Consider the following 22,516-nt stretch of genomic DNA (forward strand, 5'->3'; position numbering starts at 1 on the left):
CTATTATTTTAACTTTCGATAGCAACAAACTTTACGAACATAGCCTTGTAAAACCAGAGGAGTTTCCACTAGATAGTTATTTTATGGAGAAAAAGATTATTTTTCCCTTTTTAAAATGCTTAAACGGAACCCTCTTTTTCTATCTTTAGAATATGGAGTGTACTCTAAATTACTAGAATAAATAAAAAATAGTCAATAGAACGAAAGAGAGTGAAGAAAGATGCCATATTCGACGGATAAGCTAAACGAAGAAAAAGTATTTAAAGATCCAGTCCATCGCTATATACATGTGCGCGATCGAGTAATATGGGATTTAATAGGAACAAAAGAGTTTCAGCGCCTGCGAAGAATTAAACAGTTGGGCACGACTTATCTTACCTTTCATGGTGCGGAACATAGTAGATTTAACCACTCTCTAGGAGTATATGAAATTGTTAGAAGAATAATCGATGATGTCTTTGAAGGCAGAGAAGAGTGGAATAATAACCAAAGATTGCTTTCTTTATGTGCTGCCCTCTTGCATGATTTAGGACACGGACCTTTTTCTCATTCATTTGAAAAAGTGTTTGATCTTGATCATGAAGAATTTACGCGTAGGATTATTCTTGGCAAGACAGAAGTAAATAAAGTTTTAACAAAAGTGGAAAAGGATTTTCCAAAAAAGGTTGCCGAAGTAATTGCAAAGACCTCGAAAGAAAAACTAGTAGTCAGTTTAATCTCCAGTCAAATTGACGCAGATCGCATGGATTATTTACTAAGGGATGCCTATTTTACAGGGGTTAGCTACGGGAATTTCGATATGGAGCGAATTTTGCGTGTGATGCGTCCCCGTGAAGATCAGGCTGTTATTAAGAAAAGTGGAATGCACGCAGTAGAAGATTATATTATGAGCCGCTATCAAATGTACTGGCAGGTATATTTTCACCCAGTAACAAGAAGTGCGGAAGTAATTCTTACAAAAATTCTACATAGAGCAAAATACTTACACGAGCAGTTCTACCCCTTTAAATATCACCCAATTCATTTTTACTCACTCTTTGAAGAAGAGACATCTTTAGAAGACTATTTGAAATTGGATGAAGCTATTATTCTCTATTATTTCCAAATGTGGCAAGAGGAAGATGATGTCATTTTAAAGGATCTTTGCCGCAGGTTTATGAATCGAAATCTTTTTAAATATGTAGAGTTTGATCCAGCTAAAGAGTATAAAAAACTTCAGGAACTATCTGGTTTATTTCAAAAAGCAGGATTAGATCCAGAGTATTATTTGGTTGTGGATTCCTCTTCCGATCTTCCCTATGACTTTTACAGGCCAGGTGAGGAAGAAGAGCGGTTACCGATCCATCTCTTGATGAAAAATGGAGAAATCAGAGAGCTTTCCAGAGAATCAGAAATAGTCGATAGTATTTCTGGAAAAAGAAGAACAGATCATAAGCTGTATTTTCCAAAGGATATTCTGAAGGATGACAGTTCCAAAGGGAAAGTCAAAAAACAAATCCGTCAATTGTTAGATATTCAATAGATGCGTGTTTTAGGATTAAATGGAGTAGGAGATGACCCAATTTGTTAAAAGATCATGCCAAAGTAATGAAAGCAATTGCTGCATCGGGCGAAATTATTGGAAGAAAAAAGCTACAAAAAATGATATATATTGCGAAAAAGCTTGATTTTCCTTTTCATGAAAAATATCAATTTCACTTTTTCGGTCCTTATTCAGAAGAGCTAACCTTGCGAGTAGAAGAATTATGTAATATGGGATTTTTAAATGAAGTAAAAGAAAAAAAAGGCGGATATTTCCAATATCGCTATACACTCACAGATAATGGTAAAGAATTTCTTACCCTTAATGAAGTAGAGATGCCAAACTTATCTCCTTGTCTAGAAGATATGAATGGCCAAAACTCAAGATTTCTTGAGCTTGTTTCCACTGTTCTATTTTTCGATACTTTATCGAAGGAAGAGGTAAAGGAAAAAGTTTTTACTTTAAAAGCAAAGCAAAAATATACAGAAGAAGAAATTGAGATAGCTTACGCATATATTGACAGTTTAAAAGAAAAAACGATTCAATAAATAAAAAGGCCGTCGAAAGCAAATTATTTCATTGCTTTTTGACGGCCTTTTTTAAGATGATAGTTATTATTGATCACTCAGGCGTTTGCCAGCTACCGCATAATGGTTTGTTGGCATTTCCTCAATAAAGACAACAACTTTTTCTTTTGATGCACCTGTCGTCTCCACTACTGCTTCTGTTACTTTCTCTACTAGATTTCTTTTTTGATCCTCTGTTCTACCTTCTAGCATCTTTACAGTTACATAGGGCATGGTTAAAATCCTCCTTGGTTTTTGATTGTAGTTTTTCATATTTTTTGGAAAAGTGCAAGTCTCTACTTAAAATGGTAGGTAAAATATAGGCTAATTCACTTGATTTTTTCATAGGAGAAAGAATATTTTCCTTTCCAATTTATAATCATGTATAATTTTAAAAGGAAACATAGAGAGAAAAGAGACGTTTTCCATTGAACTCAGTATAGAGGGGAGCTAATCATTTGTTATTTTCACAAAATTTGGCGGATTTGCCTTATATTGTTATTTCTATTGTAATAGGTTTTACCATCCATGAATTTGCACATGCATTTGTAGCCTATAAATTTGGCGATCCAACAGCTCAAAAGCAAGGAAGGCTGACGTTAAATCCCATCGTTCATATTGACCTAATTGGTGCAATTTTTATTTTGCTCGCAGGATTTGGATGGGCGAAACCAGTACCGGTTAATCGTCATTACTTTAAACGACCTAAGCTAGCTGGAGTATTGGTATCATTAGCAGGGCCTTTTAGTAACTTAATACTAGCTTTTCTTGGCTTTATCATTATTGCAATCTTAATAAAGTTAAATGTACCTATAGGAAGCAACTTTGATTTATATCCGTTTTTTCAAATTTTTATTTATATGAATTTATTACTCTTTGCATTTAATTTAATCCCTCTACCACCACTTGATGGTTACCGAATTATTGAAGATTTGGTTTCCTCTCGAGTGAGAGCGCAAATGTCAAAATATGAGGTATATGGTTCTATTTTATTTATTGTATTAATTGTTACAGGATTATCGAGCTATACGATATTCCCATGGATTGAGTTTGTACGAATCTTTTTTCTCAATCTGTTTAATCAATTATTATTTTAATCGCTCTTTTTCACAGAATGAAAAAGAGACGTTTTTTATACACCAGAATTTATTGACCTCAAAAGGAGAACGAAAACATAGCAGCTAATAAATTTGCAGGAGGAGTATGAAAAGTGGAAGGAAAAAAGAAAAAGACAATAGGTTTTAATATTATTAAAAATGACCCGACCGATGGGCATAAAGGCTTTGGAATTGGCAGTCTTAGTTTAGAAAATGTCTCTCCTGTTATTATTGATGTGGAAGAAGGAGAAGCAATCGTCGATATCGGTGCAATGCACGCAAGAAGTGCAGTAGAGCGTGGTATCAAATTTTTGAAAACGAAAGAAGAAGTTCCAAATGGTAAGCCTTATTGGCTAGTGTGGGTAACGATTGACCGCAAGCAAGAAGGACCTTATTATGCTGGGGTGACAGCGTGTGAAATGACAGTAGACCGTTCCATTCGCAGAGGGTATAAGTCACTTCCAGAACATGTGAACAAGATGGATAAAAGTATGAAAAGACATATTATGGTCGATCATATGGATGATAAGTCCAAAAAGGTGCTTGCTGATTTCTTAAAAAAACATGATCAGCAACTATGGGATAATTCTTTAGACCAATTGAAAAAGGATTTAGCAGATTAATTTTTTGAAAATGTTGACAATGGAAAAGAAAAATGGATAAACTAAAAGGGAGTAAAAATAAAAAGCCCTTTTAAGGAGATTGTTTTATGAGTGTGAGTGTTCTTAACTAACCGTTAATTTTATACGGCCTTGAATTTTGTTAAAAAATCGGACTTATACCGGTTTATTTAGCATGCAAATTTCAAGGAAGGTTAAGAATAAGCCTCATAGCAAGCAATAGATGGTATAGGCTATGGCATATTTGTCATAGCTTTTTTACTTTATTGCGAAGGATTTCCTCATGCCGCTTAAAGCGGATAGGTCTACCCCTGAAAAAAGCCAGTGAGCGTTTGTTCATGCTGGCTTTTTTTATTTGGCTGTGGTCGATCGCCAACAAACTTTACGAAAAAAGTCATTTATTTAAAGAAAACAGGAGGTTATAAAAATGAATCAGCAGACATTTGAAGTACTAGGATTTCATAGGATTTTAGAGGAAATAGAAACTTTTGCGAAAACTAATTTAGCGAAAGAAACAATCCAGAAAATTCGCCCAATGCAGGATATAAGAAGAATGGAACAATCGTTAAAAGAAATAGAAGAGGCCATGAAAATATTAGAAATATCAAGCAGTGTGCCCATTCATACACTAGATGAAATGTCCCTTTATCTTAATCAGGCGAAGAAAGGAATCTATATTCGAGCAGATCAATTCCCGTTTATCATTTCCTTTTTAGAGCATTGTACAAAGCTAAAGCAGTTTATGCGTGATAAAGAATATGTCGCGCCGAATGTCTCTCTTTACGTTCAATCCATCCCTGATGTTCGAGAGCTTACAGAAGAAATAGCGAGATGCATTAGACACGGGAATGTCGATGACTATGCCTCCAGTGACTTAGCATATTTAAGAAGACAGCTGTCTATCTTAACAGACAGAGTAAAAGAAAAAGCAAATCAACTTGTGAAATCCAAAAAATATGCAGGCTATCTGCAAGATAAAATAGTATCAGAACGTAGTGGTCATCTAACTCTATCCGTAAAAAGAGAATATCGTACGAAAATCCAAGGTAGTGTATTGGATACCTCAGCATCAGGAGCAACACTTTTTATCGAACCACTCGAATTAGCAGATATGCAAGCAGAAATCGAAACATTGAAACTTTCAGAAGAGTATGAGGTTGAGCGGATTTTATATGAATTAACGGAAAGACTTTTAGGCGAGGAAAAGGCAATTCAATTAGCCATCGAAACAATGCATTATTATGATGTTTTATTTGCGAAAGCAAAATATAGCAGATCCATTGAAGCAAAGTCACCTGTTTTAACAGAAGACTATACGATTCATTTAAAAGAAGCCCGCCATCCAATGCTTGGTGAGAAGGCTGTTCCTTTAACCATCTCATTTGGAGAAGAGCATCGGGCATTAGTAATAACCGGTCCGAATACAGGGGGAAAAACGGTAACATTGAAAACGATTGGTTTATTGACAATGATGGCTCAGTCAGGTTTACTTATTCCTGCAAAAGAAGGCAGTAAAATAGCGGTCTTTCAGCATATATTTGTGGATATTGGCGACGGACAAAGCATTGAACAAAATTTAAGTACGTTTAGTTCCAGACTAGTGAATATTATTGATATTTTAAGAACGACCAATGATCGCTCTCTTGTATTACTTGATGAGCTGGGATCAGGTACAGATCCTGGAGAAGGGATGGCACTGGCGATTGTTATTTTGGAACAGCTTTATCAAAAAGGGGCAACATTATTTGCCACAACTCATTATAGTGAAATGAAAGAATTTGCAGATCAAACAGAAGGTTTTTTAAATGGAACGATGGAATTTGATATCGATACTCTGCGACCGACGTATAAGCTATTATTGGGGCAAAGCGGAAGAAGCCAAGCATTTGAAATTGCAAGCAAACTAGGTTTACACCCTAAACTTATTGAAAAGGCCCATGAAATAACCTATAAAACACATCGGAATTTTCAACAGGAACAACGGTTAGACGATGCGGATTATAAACAGCAAATCGTTGTTAATAAATACGCTCGAAATACATTGGGGAAGAAAACGGTTGATATCCCTCTTTCTCAGGAGCCGATTTTTGAACAAGGAGATAATGTAATTCTTACAGAGACCAAGGAGATGGGAATTGTTTACAAAGGGCCAGATGCACAAGGAAGATATGTAGTACAGGTTCGCCAGGAAAAAAGAACAGTTAACCAAAAACGATTAAAGCTATATATAAAAGGAACAGAGCTCTATCCGGAAGATTATGATTTTGATATTCTTTTTAAATCAAAAGAATATCGAAAAATAAGCAAACAGCAAAAAAGAAAATATGTGGAAGACGTATGGCTGGAGGAGGAATAAGAGGGAGATTGAGTTAAATTGTCTGAAAGGCAGTTTTGGCAAAAAGAAGACTGTAGAGATGATAGAGAAGGTAAGTCTATGCCTGCCGAAGCGAGAAAAGGGAAAACGGGGTAACAGAGGAGCCGTCTCTAAGCCCGCCAAACCTAGAAACAGCAAAGCGAGGTAACAGAGAAGTCACATCTAAGCCCATCAAAGCAAGAAAAATCCCGCAAAGGTAATACTGAGAAGTCTCACTATATTATTAATCTGAACAAAAAAGCATACTCCACCAAAATAGGTGGTAGTATGCTTTTTCAAACTTTCTTCCTACCAAGGCAGAATCCGTTTATACCATGGCACTTTTTCTTTTGTTTTTTCATTGTTTGCTGGTTTATCACTAGAATCGTCTTTTGGTAAATCAGCGCAATATTCTGTTGGAACAGTTTCTTTTGTAAAATACATCATTCTTTTTGTTTCACAGGCATCTGTTGCAAGTTTTCCGCTCTTAGGATCGATGTACACTCCAACAGTACCTTTTGTAGGAATAAAGCCCTTGATTGGTTCCTCTTTTAAGCTTTGTTCCATAAATTGCACCCACACTTTTTTGGCATAGGTTTTATCAGCAGTTAACGTAATTGGTTCCCCTTGATCATAACCAGTCCAAACAGCTGACACTAGTTGTGGGGTATAACCAATCATCCAGCTGTCTGATTCAGTAGAACCAGATTTGCCGGCATAAATTCTTGTTATCTCATTTTTAACAGTACTTCCTGTTACAGATGCATAGCCATTCAGATTAGGATCAAACATGCCTGTCATCATTTGGTTCATCACGAACGTTAAGTCCGTGTCTAAAACCTTTTCCTTCTTCGCCTTCTGTTCATAAAGTATCTGCCCGTCATTTGTCTCGATTTTTGTAATGAAAACTGGAGAAACACTATTTCCTCCGTTTGCAAACATACTATAAGCATTTGTCATATCGATTACGCGAACATTGGATGTTCCAAGAGCGAGAGACGGTACCTCCTGTAAATCGGTTGTAAGTCCGAATTTTTCTCCTGTTTTTACTAATGTATCTTGACCTAAAAATAGATGGGTTTTAACCGCATAAACATTATCGGAAACCGCTAGCGCTTGGGCCATTGTTATATTGCCATCTGCATATTTATTATTAAAATTATGCGGAGTATACGGATCCCTTCCATCATCAAAACGGAAGGTTGTTTTCTCGCTGCTCATCATCGTAACAGGAGTAAAGCCGTGTTCAAGTGCTGCATAATATAATAAAGGCTTTATCGTAGAGCCAGGTTGACGAGTCGCTTGAATGGCTCTATTAAAAGGGCTTTGTTCATAATCTCTGCCACCAACCATTGCTTTAACAAACCCAGTAGATGGATCCATGGCAACAAAGCCTATTTGTATATCGCTATCCTTATCTATCGTGTGGCTAATTGTTTCCTCTGCAATTTTTTGCTGTTCCGTATTCAAGGTTGTATACACCCTTAAGCCACCTAATTCGATCGTTTTGTCATCCAAGTGAAGCTGGTTTTTAAGAATGTTTTTAACGGCATCTTGAAAATAAGGAGCTGTTTCCATACTAGCATTTGGAAACTTTCCTACGAGAGAGAGCTCTTCATTAAAAGCGATTGTTTTATCCTCTACTGTTATATAGTCATTTTCAATTAAAGAATTTAGGATGATACCTTGTCTTTTCTTCGCATTTTCCATTGATGCAAAAGGGGAATAAAGACTTGGTCCCTTTGGTATTCCAGCAAGCATGGTTGCTTCAGCTAACGTAAGCTCTGATGCTTCTTTTCCAAAGTAATATTGACTTGCTGCCTCTGCTCCATAAGCTCCATGGCCATAGTAGATTGTATTTAGATATCCTTCAAGAATTTCATCCTTTGTATAAAATATTTCTAGACGGAGGGTGTAAAAAGCTTCCGCAATTTTTCGCGTCCATGTCTTTTCATGCTCTAAAAATAAGTTTCGGGCGTATTGCTGAGTAATCGTGCTTGCCCCTTGTACCTTTGCCATTGCCTTAATATCAGCTAAAATTGCTCCACCAATCCGTTTATAATCAAAACCATGATGGGAATAAAAATTCTTATCTTCAATAGAAACAGTAGCATCCACTAAATAGGGACTAATATCATCAATGGACACCCAATATCTTTTTTGCCCATTACTGGTTTCTCCAATAATACTGCCGTTATCTGAGTAATAAATGGTAGATTGAGAAACGGCTAGAGGAGGAGGTCCTAATGTACGAGCATATACATATATACCAATAAAAATGATGCTTGCGGTTATCATGAAAAGGAGCCCTAATATGATGAATAAGCGTAAATACTTACCAGAGTTCTTTAATTTATTTACAATGACCTCCAAGTGCATGACACCTCCTTAGGTTGATCTTCCTTCTTTTTTTATCGTTTTCCACGAATCAATAAATAGATAGCACTAGTATGTGGTAAAGATTGGTGTTTTAAACATTTTTATCATGGAATATAAAAAAATTTCTTTGCATTTTTGTAAATATCCACTATACTTTTTTCGTGTTTGTTATTTGTTTGATTGGGAAGTATAAAAAGAAGGTTGTTTTCATAAAAAGTGTTTTTTAAAGGTATGCCTTACTAGTCTTTAGTTGGTTGGAGCAGAGGTTATTGACTCCTGTGAAAAAGCAGTATGGGCCATAATTGGAATGAATCACAAAAGACAATGAATCTTCTAGATTATAAGTACTTTAACCAATCAAATGAATGGAGGATATGAAAAATGGGAATTTGGTTTACGGAGAAGCAGACAGATCATTTTGGTATCACGATGAAAATCAAACGTACATTACATACAGAACAGACACCGTTTCAAAAGCTAGATATGGTAGAAACAGAAGAGTGGGGGAATATGCTGCTATTAGATGATATGGTAATGACATCTGTTAAAGATGAATTTGTTTATCATGAAATGGTAGCCCATATTCCGTTATTTACACATCCAAACCCTGAGAAAGTTCTCGTTGTTGGTGGCGGTGATGGCGGTGTCATTCGAGAAGTTTTAAAACATCCAAGTGTCAAAAAGGCGACGCTTGTTGATATTGATGGTAAAGTAATTGAATATAGTAAGAAGTTTTTACCAGAAATAGCAGGGAAGTTGGATGACCCGCGCGTAGATGTCCAAGTAGGCGATGGATTTATGCATATTGCCAAAAGTGAGAAGGAATATGATGTGATTATGGTCGATTCCACCGAACCAGTAGGGCCAGCTGTTAACCTCTTTACAAAAGGTTTCTATGCAGGGATAGCGAAAGCATTAAAGGATGATGGTCTTTTCGTTGCTCAAAGCGACAACCCATGGTTTAAAGGAGATTTAATTCGTTCTGTACAAAGAGATGTAAAAGAAAATTTTCCAATAACCAGATTATATATCGCCAATATTCCAACATATCCAAGTGGCATGTGGGCGTTCACGATTGGTTCCAAGAAATATGATCCATTACAGGTACCAGAGAGTCGTTTCCATTCTATAGAAACAAAATATTATACAAAAGAACTACACAAAGCAGCCTTCATTTTGCCAAAATTCGTTCAGGATCTTTGTGAGTAGGGGACAGCAGCTTATTGTTCGAGTTGTCTGGGAATAGAAAAAGGAGTGATTACTAATGCGTTTTGATGAATCGTATTCAGGAAATGTATTTATTAAAAGTTATCCAAATTATGAAGAAAGCCAAGTAGTATTATACGGAATGCCAATGGATTGGACTGTTAGCTTCCGTCCAGGTTCACGTTTTGGTCCTGCGAGAATTCGAGAGGTGTCTGTTGGGTTAGAAGAGTACAGCCCCTATTTAGATAGAGAGCTAGATGAAGTAAAATACTTTGACGCAGGTGATATCCCGCTTCCATTCGGAAATCCGCAACGAAGCTTAGATATGATTGAAGAATTTGTGGACAAAGTAATCGGAGATAATAAATTCCCACTTGGAATGGGTGGAGAGCATTTAGTATCTTGGGGTGTATTCCAAGCGATGTATAAAAAATATCCAGATTTAGCAATCATACATATGGATGCTCATACAGATCTTCGCGATGAATATGAAGGAGAGCCACTTTCCCACTCTACACCAATCAAAAAGGTAGCCAATCTAATTGGTCCAAAAAACGTTTATTCCTTTGGTATTCGTTCAGGAATGAAAGAAGAGTTCCAATGGGCAAAAGAAGTAGGAATGCATATTTCGAAGTTTGAAGTATTAGAGCCATTAAAAGAAATCCTGCCAACACTTGCTGGCAGACCAGTATATGTAACGATAGATATTGATGTTTTAGATCCAGCACATGCACCAGGTACTGGGACTGTAGATGCAGGCGGAATCACATCAAAAGAATTATTAGCGTCTATTCATGAAATCGCTCGTTCTAATGTTCAAGTAGTGGGAGCAGATTTAGTAGAAGTGGCGCCAATCTATGATCCATCCGAACAAACTGCAAATACAGCAAGTAAGTTAATCCGTGAAATGATTTTAGGATTTGTAAAATAAGAAATCTTACACAGTAGCCGAACCTAAATCAAGGGAAAGCTAACTGCTTAAAATACAGATGTCTATCAAACAGACATCTGTATTTTTTTACGCTGTCTCCATGCTGTGTGATTTTCTTCCATATTGCCAACAGCTTACAGCAACCTCAAAAGCAAATGTTGTGAAGATGCTTAAATGATTAGACCCTAAAAAAATCACGTGATTATACAATCAACTATCAAATAGCTAAGCAACTATTAAACTGAAAACCGTTAGCAAAGAGAATATCTTTGTTCATTTATCGAACCATCTTGCACTTCACCTATAAAAAATTTATACTTATAAAGTTACACAGTAAATGAAAAGGAAGTGTTGTCGTTGTCTCAACCATCAGCGCAACAGGTGCCTGTGAAATTACAAGTTACAACACATATATATAATGGGAAAAATAAAGAAAGTATTGAGTGGATTGGGTTTGGTCAATACTTAGAAAAAGATACTAATAAGTATATAAAATATGAAGAAATCATAGAAGAAGGCACCATTAAAACAATTATTAAAGTTACCGAAAAGGAAGGGTTAATCCTTCGAAGCGGGGCAGTAAAAATGCGTCTTCCTTTTCTTATTAATAAACAGAAGGTCGGCAGCTATGAAAGTCCGTACGGTGTATTTCAACTAGTTACAGATACAAAGAGGCTTGAGTTGGAAGTACAGGAGCAAACAACAACAGGCACATTAGATATTTTATATGATTTAAAGATGCAGGGTAGCAATAATGGTACCTATCATATGACTATTTCATTTAAGGAGGAGAAAGAGGAAGAATGAATATTGTAGATCAAATAAAGGATAAGTTAAAGGAAGAAATTAAGCAAAGCGTAATAAAAGCTGGTCTAGCAACAGAAGAACAAATTCCAGAGGTAGTACTAGAGTTGCCAAAGGACAAAGCGCATGGTGACTATTCAACGAATATGGCGATGCAATTAGCAAGAGTTGCGAAAAAAGCACCTAGAATGATTGCAGAGACTATTATTGAGAATTTTGATCAAACGAAAGCTTCTATTAAAAAAGTGGAAATCGCAGGACCTGGTTTCATCAATTTTTATATGGATAATAGTTATTTAACAGATTTAATTCCAACTATTCTTAAAGCAGGAGATCAATACGGACAAACTACTGTTGGAAACAAAGAGAAGGTACAAGTAGAGTTTGTTTCTGCAAATCCAACGGGGGATCTTCATTTAGGACATGCACGTGGTGCAGCAGTAGGAGATTCTCTTTCCAATATTTTAGATAAAGCGGGTTACGATGTATCAAGAGAATACTATATTAATGACGCTGGTAACCAAATTAATAACCTAGCATTATCGGTTGAAGCACGCTATTTCCAAGCGTTAGGTATAGAAAAAGAGATGCCTCAAGATGGCTATCATGGTACAGACATTATTGGAATCGGAAAAAAATTAGCAGAGGAATTTGGCGATAAGTATGTTAATGTTTCAGAACAGGAACGTTTTGACTTTTTCCGTGAATACGGCCTGAAGTATGAGATGGCCAAATTAAAGCAAGATTTAGAAGATTTCCGCGTGAAGTTTGATGTGTGGTTCTCTGAAACATCCCTTTATCAAAATGGAAAAATTGATATAGCGTTAAACGCTTTAAAAGAAAATGGCTATATTTTTGAACAAGATGGAGCTACTTGGCTACGTTCCACTGATTTCGGTGATGATAAAGATCGAGTACTCATTAAAAATGATGGTTCTTATACGTATCTATTACCAGACATTGCTTATCACAAAGATAAGTTAGAAAGAGGCTTTGAAAAGCTTATTAACGTTTGGGGCGCAGACCATCATGGTTATATTCCACGTATGAGAGCGGCTATTCAAGCATTAGGCTATAACAAAGATGCATTAGAAGTAGAAATTATTCAGCTTGTTCATCTTTATAAAGATGGCGAAAAAATGAAGATGAGTAAACGTACTGGAAAAGCTGTTACAATGAGAGATTTAGTGGAAGAAGTAGGCTTAGATGCAACACGTTACTTCTTTGCAATGAGAAGTGCAGATACACATTTAGACTTTGATTTAGATCTTGCTGTATCACAATCCAATGAAAACCCAGTATACTATGCTCAATACGCACATGCACGTATTTCAAGTATCCTAAGACAAGGAAAAGAACAAGGAATCGAGCTGGCTGATGAACTAAACGTATCGTTAATTACTGCAGAAAAGGAATTTGACTTATTGAAAAAACTAGGAGAATTCCCACAAGCAGTAGGGGAAGCAGCATTAAAGAGAATGCCGCACCGAATTACAAATTATATTTACGACTTAGCCTCTACTTTCCATAGCTTCTATAATGCAGAAAAAGTATTAGACACAGACAATCTAGAAAGAACAAAAGCACGCCTAGCATTAATCAAAGCGACACAGATAACATTAAGAAACGCCCTAGCCCTAATTGGTGTATCTGCGCCAGAAAAAATGTAATAAAAAAAGGAAGAAGAACCTCTTCCTTTTTTTATTGTCCACTTTTATGTAATTACGCTCTTTGAGAAAAATCTATCGATAAAATCATTCACGGTGAAACTAAAAATCCCTGTTATAAAAAACAGCAAAGCTGATTAAGGAATCATCGGATATTTCGAACTAACTTTTCGAATAATAAAAGCATCTACTTTTGAAGGGAAGATGCTTGTGAAATTAGTGGTATTTGCTTTAATAACTGGATTTTTAACTGGGTTTATTTTTGGTCTTTTGAAACTGCCAATCCCAGCCCCAGGTGCCTTTTCGGGTATCGTTGGTATTTTTGGAATATATGCCGGATACCGTGCGTTTGAATGGATTATTGTCCTTTTTCAAAGATAAGTTCCTCCTGAAACAATGGGTGGATAAACACCTTTGTAAAATAATCAGTGGGAGACATATCCCACTGATTAAAGAAAGGTTCATCCTATAAAAATGGGGCAAAAAGACGGGCAAGCCATTCTTTTACCATACTCCATAAATGTATCCTTTTTAAATCCTCGAGAGATAACTCCTTTGCTTGTTCCAAATCCATCGTAGTAATTTTATTCATTTTTGCAATAAAAACAGGATCATATATGCAACAGTTCAGCTCATGATTCAAAAAGATACTGCGGCGATCGAAATTGGATGAACCGACAATCATAATTTCATCATCGGCATTTATTAATTTACCATGAAAAAAGCCATTCATATATTGATAAACACTTGCCCCGTTCTTTAATAGTTTCCGTAAGTAGGGAAATGCCGCTTCTTTAACAAGCATATGATCCGCTTTATTTGGAATAAGGATGGTGAGACTCACATTTCTATGTAATGCTCTTAATAATTCTTCTGTTACTCGCTTGCTAGGAATGAAGTAAGGTGTAGCAATTAAAAGACTTCTTTTGCTGTTTTTGATCAAATTGCATAGTAGCTCTTCTAAATAAACTCCTTGTGTAGGGATAATTTGATGTCTTGTTTCTCCTTTTGTCTGCGCTGAAAAGTACACTTGGTTTTGTAGTAAGTTTATTTTAGAGGCTTTTAACCAGTCTATTAAAAATTCTCGCTGTAAGTCATCGACCCCTTCTCCTATCAATTGAAGATGGTAGTCACGCCAAGGGCTTAATTTAAAGTTCTCATGAATATAATCCTTTCCGATGTTAAAACCACCCATAAAACCAATTTTCCCATCAATGATAGCGATTTTTCGATGATTCCTTACTTGTAAGGAATAAAAGAGAAAAGGAAACGTTGGGAGCTGGCAAAAAGCAAATTGAACACCAGCTTGCTTTAATTTTCTTCTTATTCTTTTTCTTATATTGATACTGCCTAACCAATCTAAAATAAGGCGTACTTCCACCCCTTCATGTGCTTTGGTTTTTAAAAGGTGTAGAAATTCATTGGAAATACTATCTGTTTTAATCGTATAGAAAAGAATATGGACATGGCTTTTTGCCTCTTTGACTGCTTGAAACAGGGCTGGGAATAGTTCTGTCCCGTCAGAATATATGTGGAAATCAGTATATCTAAAAGGATGGTTTTTTCGGTCTATTCGTTTTTGCTGTGCTCTCTTTCCTAACTGATAGTCCATATAGAGAAGGAAAATAAGTATGGCAATAATGCATAGGATAACCAAGAATATCTTCATTGATAATTCCCTCCTTAAAAGGATAGTATTGCCGATATTCTATTCCTTTCATACCTTTCGTATTAATAGGAGAATTTTAAGAATTCTCAACTATTTGTTTGGAAAATTGCCAATAAATTAATAAGAGACTTGCAGAGCACTTCTAATAATCGTTATTCTAGAAGGAAGGATAAACTTTATTTAAGTTGGGGTGGTTTAGGAGTGCGGAAAATATTGATTACAATAGGAATAGTTTTATATGCAGTTTTGTTTTCGTTCCTTTATAAGCTTCAATTGGGCTCCATCGGCTTTTTTCTCTTATCCCTCCTCTTTTTTAAACTAGCGAAGAAAAAGCAATCAGATCAAAATAAAGTCGAAAAAGAGAAGAAAAACTTCTATTTCAAAGAAAAGTTAAATAAACCTTAACTAGAACTAGCATATTCACCTAAAATTTGTTTATAATGGAGAATATGTATTTTTACTATTTTAGTTAGGTTTCTTTTCTTAACAGACCTTCTAAAATAAATTAGGTTAAATGGATTGATTTTTAAAAGATCAATAAGATGTATAAAAAATAATAAACACCCGAAACGTGAAACTTCCACCTGAATTGGTCCAAGCTTTCAGGAAGGGGATAAGAGTAGATAAGAAAGGAAGTACGAAAAAATGAGTGTTGATAAATACACAAAAGAAGAACTTAAAGAAATGGCACTAATTGATGTAGCGTATGAAATTATGAATGGTGGCAAAACACCTTATGCATTTAATGAACTAATGAATGAAGTAGCAAAATTAGTAGGGTTAAGTGAAGAAGAGGTTAATGAAAGAATTGCACAATTTTATACAGATGTTAATATTGATGGTCGTTTCTTATCATTAGGGGACAACCGTTGGGGACTTCGTTTATGGTATCCTGTAGATAAATCAGAGGAAGATGTAGTAACAGTAACAAAACCGAAGAAGAAAAAGTCGAAAAAAGCTGTAGCGGAAGACTTCGATGATTTTGATAGCTTAGATGAAGACGAAGACGAGTTTGATGACTTTGATGCTGATCTAGATGATGAAGAGCTTCTAGATGAGGATGACGATGATTTGGATGAAGAAGACGATGATTTACTAGACGATGATTTATCGGAAGATGAAGATTTCGATGAAGAAATCGAAGAAGATTATGATGATTTAGATGAAGAAGATGAAGAAGAGGAAGAAGAGGACGACGAATTCGAAGATGAAGAGGATGAAGATAAATAATTCTCCCTAGTCTTGACTTTTACAGTCTTTGCTAGTAAAATCTTTTTTGGGCTCCTTAAAAAGAGGAACGAACTTAAATTCGCTAAATATAGCGCTCCCTTACTTGGAAAAGTAAGAGGAGCGCTTTTTATTTTTTAGTAAAGCTGTTTTCTAAAAGATTGTTGTGGTATTAGTGAGAAAGATGATACCTTGGAGGTTCACTGCTCACACCAGTAGATTCTAGCTGCGGGTAATAGCGACAAACTTTACGAAAACGGCCTTAAGTAAAAACAGCAATCGTTTCATACCCCTCTAAAAAAATTAGTTAATTCGTCTTAAATAAAGAGGAATTGGAGCAAACTTAAATCAAGGGGGATCATATAATGACAAAATATATTTTTGTGACAGGTGGAGTAGTGTCTTCACTAGGAAAAGGGATTACAGCAGCATCTCTTGGACGTTTGCTGAAAAATCGTGGTGTTAGTGTAACCATTCAAAAGTTTGACCCATATATCAATGTGGATCCTGGTACAATGAGTCCTTATCAACATGGGGAAGTATTCGTAACAGATGACGGTGCGGAAACCGATTTAGACTTAGGGCATTATGAGCGTTTTATTGATATCAATTTAACAAAATATAACAATGTTACAACAGGGAAAATCTATTCTACTGTATTAAGAAAAGAACGCAGAGGAGATTATCTTGGAGGGACAGTTCAAGTAATTCCGCATATCACAAATGAAATTAAAGAGCGTGTATTTAGAGCTGGCCGAGAAACAAATGCAGATGTTGTTATTACAGAAATTGGTGGAACGGTTGGGGATATTGAATCATTACCTTTCTTAGAAGCAATTCGTCAAATTAAAAGTGATATCGGCCGCGATAATGTTATGTACATTCACTGTACATTAGTACCTTACATTAAAGCAGCAGGAGAAATGAAAACAAAACCAACACAACATAGTGTAAAAGAATTACGGAGTCTAGGTATACAGCCTAATGTAATTGTAGTTAGAACAGAAAAACCTATTTCTGAAGATATGAAGGACAAAATTGCGTTATTCTGTGATATCGACAATAAATCGGTTATTGAGTGCCGTGACGCGGATACACTTTATACAATTCCTTTAGCATTACAAGAACAAAATCTTGACCAAATTGTATGCGAGCATCTAAAACTAAAATGCCAAGAAGCAGATATGACAGAATGGATTGAATTAGTAGATCGGGTGCGTAATCTTTCTAAAACAACAAAAATTGCTCTTGTTGGTAAATATGTAGAGCTACAAGATGCTTATATTTCTGTTGTGGAAGCATTGAAGCATGCTGGTTATGCATATGATGCTGATATTGATATCGATTGGATTAATGCAGAGCATGTAACAAAAGAAAATGTACAAGAATTGCTACAAGATGCAGATGGAATTCTTGTTCCTGGTGGATTCGGAGATCGTGGAATTGAAGGGAAGATTTTAGCAACACAATATGCACGTGAACAAAAGGTTCCTTTCTTCGGAATATGTCTAGGAATGCAGGTTGCATCTATTGAATTTGCTCGTAATGTTTTAGGTTGGGATGATGCACATTCTTCTGAAATTAACGAAGAGACAACCCATCCAGTAATCGATCTTTTACCTGAACAAAAGGATGTAGAGGATTTAGGCGGAACGCTTCGCTTAGGTTTATATCCATGTAAATTAAAAGAAGAAACAAGAGCATATGAAGCGTATCAAGACGAAGTAATATATGAGAGACATCGTCATCGCTATGAGTTTAACAACCAATATCGTCAAGAGATGGAAAACGCAGGATTTATTTTCTCGGGAACTAGCCCAGATGGTCGTCTAGTAGAAATAGTAGAGCTTAAGGATCATCCTTGGTTTGTTGCTTCTCAATTCCATCCTGAGTTTATTTCAAGACCAACTCGTCCACAGCCATTATTCCGTGAATTTGTTGGTGCGTCCATTCGCTTAGCAGAGAAATAATAAAGATAGATTTGGTTAAAAGCAGTAAAAAAAGAGGTTATTCCTTTTAATGGGAATAACTTCTTTTTGTTAGCTGTTATAACATATAATGTTATGTTTCTTCCTATTTAATATCATATTCCTTTAAAATCTCGTCCGTTGTAAATTTAATGCCATGATAAACAAAAAGGCCAGCAATTAAGGAAGGATAGCCATATCGATTTCCTTCCTCATCAGGTAATAAACCTTTTGTTATTTTTAAATCAATCGCCACATCTGCAAAGTCAATCACAGATTCGATTTCGCTATTAGTAATCGAGCAGACAGAAACAAAAGGAACTTGCGATTCATATAACTTCTTTGCAAAAGTGTTGATTACTTCCTCCTCATTTGTACGAGAGAAAAGAATGAAACGATCATTGGAAGTAATTGATTCAAGGGAGGAGTTTGTCCACTCCTCAGCTCCTGACATCGGCTCCAACCCTTTAGTAGCTTCTTTCATAACACCTTCCATTTCATTTGTTGCATAGAAATAAACTTTTCCATCACTTACGATGGCTTGCGCTAATAATCTAGAACTGTCTTCAATTGCTTCCTCTTCTTTTTCATGCAATCTTTTAAAAAGTCCACTTAGTTGTGTGGAGAACATTTTAAGCACTTGGAAAACCTCCATTGTTATAAAAATTAACAGTAACTCACATTTATAGTAGTTAATTATAAATAAATATGGAGAAAAGGTAAAATTTAAGGGAATTAGCAGGAAATGTTGACCAAATAGTAGAAAGATAACTATGATTAAAAACGAGAGAATACATAAAAAACTCAACTTTGAAGGGAAGGGTCAATGATGAAAGGGAAAATACTGATTGTTGATGATCAATTCGGTATAAGAATCCTTTTGAATGAAGTTTTTCAAAAGGAAGGATATAAAACTTTTCAAGCTGCAAATGGCATTCAAGCGTTAGAAATAGTAACAAGGGAATTTCCAGACTTGGTGCTACTGGATATGAAAATTCCAGGGATGGATGGTATTGAAATATTAAAACGTATGAAAAAGCTGAATCAAGATATTCGCGTCATTATCATGACAGCATATGGAGAATTAGATATGATTCAGGAAGCTAAAGATCTCGGAGCACTCACTCATTTTGCTAAACCGTTTGATATTGATGATCTCAGAGATGCTGTGAAAAAATATATTAATGAGTAATTATTCGAAATCTATACATAAATTCTAAAGGCTGTTGGTCCTAGCAACTTACGGAAAACAGCCATATACAGAGACAAAAAACCACCAAATAGAATGGAAGACATTGGTGGTTCTTCTGTTGCATTGTTTGAGCAAGCAACGATGTCCATACTTAAAGCGTCTTCATTTGTAAAATGATAAACTAAATTGTGACAAAATAGAAAAAAAAGCTTGAACGATAGCATTTCTTGTTTTATTTTGGTATGATTACAATTGAGTTTAAAAGGAATGATTCGTTTTTGATTACTTGAGGTATGATATACATATTCAACTTTCCTTTGGGAAATTTAATAAAGATTCTCTTGTAACAAAGAACGATCATTAAATAAGGAGGAAGAAATATGCCTTTAGTTTCAATGAAAGACATGTTAAACAAAGCAAAAGCAGAAGGCTATGCTGTTGGTCAATTTAACTTAAATAACCTTGAGTTCACTCAAGCAATTCTTCAAGCTGCAGAAGAAGAAAAATCTCCAGTAATTCTTGGGGTTTCTGAAGGTGCAGCCCGTTATATGGGTGGCTTCAAAACTGTTGTGAAAATGGTTGAAGGTTTAATGGAAGACTATAGCATCACTGTTCCAGTTGCTATTCACTTAGATCACGGTTCAAGCTTTGAAAAATGTAAAGACGCAATTGATGCTGGTTTTACATCTGTAATGATTGACGCTTCTCACCATTCATTTGATGAAAACGTTGAAATTACTTCTAAAGTAGTAGAGTATGCACATGCTAAAGGTGTTTCTGTTGAAGCAGAACTTGGTACTGTTGGTGGACAAGAAGACGACGTTGTAGCTGAAGGCGTAATTTATGCTGATGCTAACGAATGTGTGGAACTTGTTAAACGTACTGGTATTGATACATTAGCTCCTGCATTAGGATCTGTTCATGGTCCTTACAAAGGTGAGCCAAACTTAGGTTTCAAAGAAATGGAAGAAATCGGTAACTTAACTGGTTTACCATTAGTATTACACGGTGGTACTGGTATCCCAACAAAAGATATCACAAAAGCAATTTCTTTAGGAACTGCTAAAATCAACGTTAATACAGAAAACCAAATTGCTTCTGCAAAAGCAGTTCGCGAAACATTAGCTGCTAAACCAGAAGAATACGATCCACGTAAATATTTAGGACCAGCTCGTGATGCGATTAAAGCAACAGTAATCGGCAAAATCAAAGAATTCGGTTCTTCAAATAGAGCTTAATTGATAAGAAAAGAAAGAGGATATCTTTAAGGGAAATAGCCTTAAAGATATCCTCTTTTCTATGTCTTTTTTTTCTAGATCCAGGCAAAAGGTTAAATCAAAGAACAGACAACAGCTTCCTACAAATGGTTTGGAAAAAATAGTATAAAATAAATGGTGAAAAATTAGAAAGGGAGAAAACTTACTTTTGAACACTCTCTAACTGATTGAAGTTGTACTTTATAGGTAATACTAAAAATGTTTGTACTTTATCAATAAATAAGAACAAAAGTTCATACATATATACTTTTCCATTAAGTCTTAATATTTGGTATAATAAGTAACAGTAATTCAAACAAGATTCTACATCCAAGCCTCATCTTGATTAACTTATAGCAGAACTTGTACTTTTGCATTGGCTTAGAAGGGAGCTAGAAATGGAAAAACTTATGATTGCAGGTGGATCTCCATTAAAAGGAACAGTAAGGGTAAGTGGTGCGAAAAATAGTGCTGTTGCACTTATACCAGCGACCATATTAGCTGAATCCCCAGTAACGATTGAAGGATTACCTGACATTTCAGATGTTCAAATATTAAAAGAAATTTTGGAAGAACTAGGTGGAACGGTATCTATATCAGACTCTGATATAACAATAGATCCATCTTCCATGATTTCTATGCCTATGCCGAATGGAAAGGTAAAAAAATTGCGTGCCTCCTATTATTTGATGGGAGCAATGTTAGGACGATTCAAAAAAGCAGTTATTGGATTACCTGGTGGTTGTCATCTTGGACCAAGACCTATAGACCAGCATATTAAAGGGTTTGAAGCACTTGGGGCACAGGTTACAAATGAACAAGGTGCCATTTATCTTCGGGCAGATGAGTTAAGAGGAGCAAGAATTTATTTAGATGTAGTAAGTGTCGGAGCAACAATCAATATTATGCTTGCAGCAGTAAGAGCAAAAGGAAAGACAATCATTGAAAACGCAGCGAAAGAGCCGGAAATCATTGATGTGGCAACACTTTTAACCAATATGGGAGCAAAAATTAAAGGTGCAGGAACTGATGTGATTCGAATTGAAGGGGTAGAGCATTTAAATGGTTGTCGTCATACGATTATCCCTGATCGGATTGAAGCTGGTACGTATATTATTATTGGTGCAGCAGTTGGAGATGGAGTCCTTGTCGATAACGTGATTCCACAGCACTTAGAGTCCCTAATCGCAAAATTAAGGGAAATGGGAGTTTCGATTGAGTCAAGTGATGAGCAAGTGTTTGTGAGCTCTAACCGTTCCCTAAAACCAGTAGACATCAAAACATTGGTGTATCCAGGTTTTCCCACAGATCTTCAGCAGCCATTCACGTCTCTATTAACAAAAACAACTGGTACAAGTATGGTTACAGACACAATCTATGGTGCTAGATTTAAACATATAGATGAACTGCGTCGTATGAATGCCACGATCAAAGTGGAGGGGCGTTCTGCGATTATAAATGGACCTGTTCATTTACAAGGGGCGAAAGTAAAAGCAAGCGATTTGCGTGCAGGAGCTTCGCTAGTGATAGCAGGACTTATGGCTGATGGAGTAACGGAAATAACAGGCCTAGAACATATAGATAGAGGGTATAGTCATATTGTCGAGAAGCTTACAGGCTTAGGAGCTACCATATGGCGTGAAAAAATGACTGAAGAAGAATATGAACAAATAAATAATGGATAATGTATGTTGATTATTTATTTGAAAAGGATTATCTGTTCTTGAGCAAAAAGAAAAGTGGGGGATGATGCTCCCCCTGTCATAAGTAGAAATTAACCTCCTAAGCCCTTTTCATAAAGCATACGGGGAAGGTAACAGGAGATCCCTCTTTGCCCAAAGAATAATGCGGAACAAGAAGAGAATTTTAGCTGGAATAGGTATAATTAATCCATACATTCCGATACTTATAAAAAAGTATACTTGCACAATAAAGGATGTCGGGACCATCCTTTTCATTTGCGTTGACGAAAGAATCGATGTTCTCAAAAAACGAGAATATTCACTAAGCATCCTCACCTACCTTCCTTTTCGAGCGATCCTAAAAAAAGAAGGATCATA

The 22,516-nt window shown here is 35.9% G+C and carries 21 protein-coding genes; 16 read left to right on the top strand and 5 right to left on the bottom strand.

Translation table 11 applies throughout. The features are described from left to right. Positions 1 to 220 precede the first annotated feature (220 nt). The gene (locus tag QQZ16_RS21240; protein WP_031540079.1) at positions 221 to 1,522 is read left to right on the top strand and encodes an HD domain-containing protein; all 1,302 of its coding nucleotides are present in this window, start codon (positions 221 to 223) and stop codon (positions 1,520 to 1,522) included. Between the two features lie 41 nt (positions 1,523 to 1,563). After that, positions 1,564 to 2,070: a YwgA family protein gene (locus QQZ16_RS21245; protein ID WP_235252625.1), complete on the top strand. Its 507-nt coding sequence runs from the start codon at positions 1,564 to 1,566 to the stop codon at positions 2,068 to 2,070. Positions 2,071 to 2,136: 66 nt separating this feature from the next. Here the strand turns inward: QQZ16_RS21245 and QQZ16_RS21250 are convergent, their stop codons facing one another. After that, complete coding sequence (locus QQZ16_RS21250; protein WP_031540077.1) at positions 2,137 to 2,322, bottom strand: 2-hydroxymuconate tautomerase; 186 nt, start codon at positions 2,320 to 2,322, stop codon at positions 2,137 to 2,139. Between the two features lie 224 nt (positions 2,323 to 2,546). Between QQZ16_RS21250 and QQZ16_RS21255 the strand changes: the two genes are divergently transcribed. The 3 genes from QQZ16_RS21255 to QQZ16_RS21265 all read left to right on the top strand — a co-directional run bounded on the left by QQZ16_RS21255 (position 2,547) and on the right by QQZ16_RS21265 (position 6,161). Then, entirely contained in the window at positions 2,547 to 3,185 is a 639-nt protein-coding gene (locus tag QQZ16_RS21255) for a site-2 protease family protein (protein WP_031540076.1), read from the top strand. Positions 3,186 to 3,298: 113 nt separating this feature from the next. Beyond that, positions 3,299 to 3,808, top strand: coding sequence for a YwhD family protein (locus QQZ16_RS21260; RefSeq protein ID WP_031540075.1), 510 nt, complete (start codon positions 3,299 to 3,301; stop codon positions 3,806 to 3,808). A 424-nt stretch (positions 3,809 to 4,232) separates the two neighbouring features. After that, the gene (locus QQZ16_RS21265) at positions 4,233 to 6,161 is read left to right on the top strand and encodes an endonuclease MutS2 (protein ID WP_235252624.1); all 1,929 of its coding nucleotides are present in this window, start codon (positions 4,233 to 4,235) and stop codon (positions 6,159 to 6,161) included. A gap of 306 nt (positions 6,162 to 6,467) precedes the next feature. Here the strand turns inward: QQZ16_RS21265 and QQZ16_RS21270 are convergent, their stop codons facing one another. After that, on the bottom strand, positions 6,468 to 8,531 hold the full coding sequence (locus QQZ16_RS21270; protein ID WP_284561755.1) for a transglycosylase domain-containing protein: 2,064 nt from the start codon (positions 8,529 to 8,531) through the stop codon (positions 6,468 to 6,470). Positions 8,532 to 8,918: 387 nt separating this feature from the next. On the opposite strand from QQZ16_RS21270, the gene speE reads away from it, so the two are divergent. The 5 genes from speE (at position 8,919) to QQZ16_RS21295 (ending at position 13,526) form a co-directional block, all read left to right on the top strand. Beyond that, positions 8,919 to 9,746 (top strand): spermidine synthase, encoded by an 828-nt coding sequence (gene speE, locus QQZ16_RS21275; protein ID WP_031538968.1) that lies wholly within the window; start codon positions 8,919 to 8,921, stop codon positions 9,744 to 9,746. A gap of 55 nt (positions 9,747 to 9,801) precedes the next feature. Further along, positions 9,802 to 10,674, top strand: a complete 873-nt coding sequence (gene speB / locus QQZ16_RS21280; RefSeq protein ID WP_284561756.1) for an agmatinase — start codon at positions 9,802 to 9,804, stop codon at positions 10,672 to 10,674. Positions 10,675 to 11,055: 381 nt separating this feature from the next. Further along, the gene (locus QQZ16_RS21285) at positions 11,056 to 11,481 is read left to right on the top strand and encodes a DUF1934 domain-containing protein (protein ID WP_284561757.1); all 426 of its coding nucleotides are present in this window, start codon (positions 11,056 to 11,058) and stop codon (positions 11,479 to 11,481) included. Next, on the top strand, positions 11,478 to 13,148 hold the full coding sequence (argS, locus tag QQZ16_RS21290; protein ID WP_235252160.1) for an arginine--tRNA ligase: 1,671 nt from the start codon (positions 11,478 to 11,480) through the stop codon (positions 13,146 to 13,148). Before QQZ16_RS21285 ends, argS begins: the two co-directional genes overlap by 4 nt. 207 nt (positions 13,149 to 13,355) lie before the next feature. Further along, on the top strand, positions 13,356 to 13,526 hold the full coding sequence (locus QQZ16_RS21295) for a XapX domain-containing protein (RefSeq protein ID WP_035416617.1): 171 nt from the start codon (positions 13,356 to 13,358) through the stop codon (positions 13,524 to 13,526). 85 nt (positions 13,527 to 13,611) lie between these two features. Here QQZ16_RS21295 and cls read toward each other — a convergent pair whose 3' ends face one another. Further along, positions 13,612 to 14,814 carry a cardiolipin synthase gene (cls, locus tag QQZ16_RS21300; RefSeq protein WP_235252159.1) on the bottom strand — a complete coding sequence of 401 codons (1,203 nt, stop codon included), beginning with the start codon at positions 14,812 to 14,814 and terminating at the stop codon, positions 13,612 to 13,614. A gap of 201 nt (positions 14,815 to 15,015) precedes the next feature. Here cls and QQZ16_RS21305 point away from each other — a divergent pair, with 201 nt between their 5' ends. The 3 genes from QQZ16_RS21305 (at position 15,016) to QQZ16_RS21315 (ending at position 18,011) form a co-directional block, all read left to right on the top strand. Further along, the gene (locus QQZ16_RS21305; protein ID WP_031538958.1) at positions 15,016 to 15,219 is read left to right on the top strand and encodes a hypothetical protein; all 204 of its coding nucleotides are present in this window, start codon (positions 15,016 to 15,018) and stop codon (positions 15,217 to 15,219) included. Positions 15,220 to 15,459: 240 nt separating this feature from the next. Continuing rightward, entirely contained in the window at positions 15,460 to 16,044 is a 585-nt protein-coding gene (gene rpoE, locus QQZ16_RS21310; protein ID WP_235252158.1) for a DNA-directed RNA polymerase subunit delta, read from the top strand. A gap of 362 nt (positions 16,045 to 16,406) precedes the next feature. Continuing rightward, a complete protein-coding gene (locus QQZ16_RS21315; protein ID WP_031538955.1) occupies positions 16,407 to 18,011 on the top strand; it encodes a CTP synthase in 1,605 nt (534 codons plus the stop codon). A 103-nt stretch (positions 18,012 to 18,114) separates the two neighbouring features. On the opposite strand, the gene QQZ16_RS21320 is transcribed toward QQZ16_RS21315, so the two are convergent. Further along, entirely contained in the window at positions 18,115 to 18,648 is a 534-nt protein-coding gene (locus tag QQZ16_RS21320) for a DUF2529 domain-containing protein (RefSeq protein ID WP_235252157.1), read from the bottom strand. A gap of 186 nt (positions 18,649 to 18,834) precedes the next feature. Between QQZ16_RS21320 and QQZ16_RS21325 the strand changes: the two genes are divergently transcribed. Beyond that, positions 18,835 to 19,200, top strand: a complete 366-nt coding sequence (locus QQZ16_RS21325) for a response regulator (protein ID WP_109769197.1) — start codon at positions 18,835 to 18,837, stop codon at positions 19,198 to 19,200. 11 nt (positions 19,201 to 19,211) lie between these two features. Here QQZ16_RS21325 and QQZ16_RS21330 read toward each other — a convergent pair whose 3' ends face one another. Then, complete coding sequence (locus tag QQZ16_RS21330; RefSeq protein ID WP_155986774.1) at positions 19,212 to 19,349, bottom strand: hypothetical protein; 138 nt, start codon at positions 19,347 to 19,349, stop codon at positions 19,212 to 19,214. A 231-nt stretch (positions 19,350 to 19,580) separates the two neighbouring features. Between QQZ16_RS21330 and QQZ16_RS21335 the strand changes: the two genes are divergently transcribed. Next, entirely contained in the window at positions 19,581 to 20,438 is an 858-nt protein-coding gene (locus QQZ16_RS21335) for a class II fructose-bisphosphate aldolase (protein ID WP_031538951.1), read from the top strand. Positions 20,439 to 20,854: 416 nt separating this feature from the next. Then, positions 20,855 to 22,141, top strand: a complete 1,287-nt coding sequence (locus QQZ16_RS21340; RefSeq protein ID WP_031538950.1) for a UDP-N-acetylglucosamine 1-carboxyvinyltransferase — start codon at positions 20,855 to 20,857, stop codon at positions 22,139 to 22,141. Positions 22,142 to 22,516: the final 375 nt, after the last annotated feature.

This window comes from Bacillus sp. T2.9-1, from assembly GCF_950097965.1.
In the GTDB taxonomy this organism is placed as follows: Bacteria; Bacillota; Bacilli; order Bacillales; family Cytobacillaceae; genus Niallia; species Niallia hominis.

Coding starts and splice junctions, on each gene's coding strand:
- QQZ16_RS21240 (WP_031540079.1), top strand. CDS start 221: ATGCCATATTCGACGGATAAGCTAAACGAAGAAAAAGTATTTAAAGAT.
- speB (WP_284561756.1), top strand. CDS start 9,802: ATGCGTTTTGATGAATCGTATTCAGGAAATGTATTTATTAAAAGTTAT.
- QQZ16_RS21265 (WP_235252624.1), top strand. CDS start 4,233: ATGAATCAGCAGACATTTGAAGTACTAGGATTTCATAGGATTTTAGAG.
- QQZ16_RS21315 (WP_031538955.1), top strand. CDS start 16,407: ATGACAAAATATATTTTTGTGACAGGTGGAGTAGTGTCTTCACTAGGA.
- speE (WP_031538968.1), top strand. CDS start 8,919: ATGGGAATTTGGTTTACGGAGAAGCAGACAGATCATTTTGGTATCACG.
- QQZ16_RS21325 (WP_109769197.1), top strand. CDS start 18,835: ATGATGAAAGGGAAAATACTGATTGTTGATGATCAATTCGGTATAAGA.
- rpoE (WP_235252158.1), top strand. CDS start 15,460: ATGAGTGTTGATAAATACACAAAAGAAGAACTTAAAGAAATGGCACTA.
- QQZ16_RS21330 (WP_155986774.1), bottom strand. CDS start 19,349: ATGGACATCGTTGCTTGCTCAAACAATGCAACAGAAGAACCACCAATG.
- cls (WP_235252159.1), bottom strand. CDS start 14,814: ATGAAGATATTCTTGGTTATCCTATGCATTATTGCCATACTTATTTTC.
- QQZ16_RS21340 (WP_031538950.1), top strand. CDS start 20,855: ATGGAAAAACTTATGATTGCAGGTGGATCTCCATTAAAAGGAACAGTA.
- QQZ16_RS21250 (WP_031540077.1), bottom strand. CDS start 2,322: ATGCCCTATGTAACTGTAAAGATGCTAGAAGGTAGAACAGAGGATCAA.
- argS (WP_235252160.1), top strand. CDS start 11,478: ATGAATATTGTAGATCAAATAAAGGATAAGTTAAAGGAAGAAATTAAG.
- QQZ16_RS21335 (WP_031538951.1), top strand. CDS start 19,581: ATGCCTTTAGTTTCAATGAAAGACATGTTAAACAAAGCAAAAGCAGAA.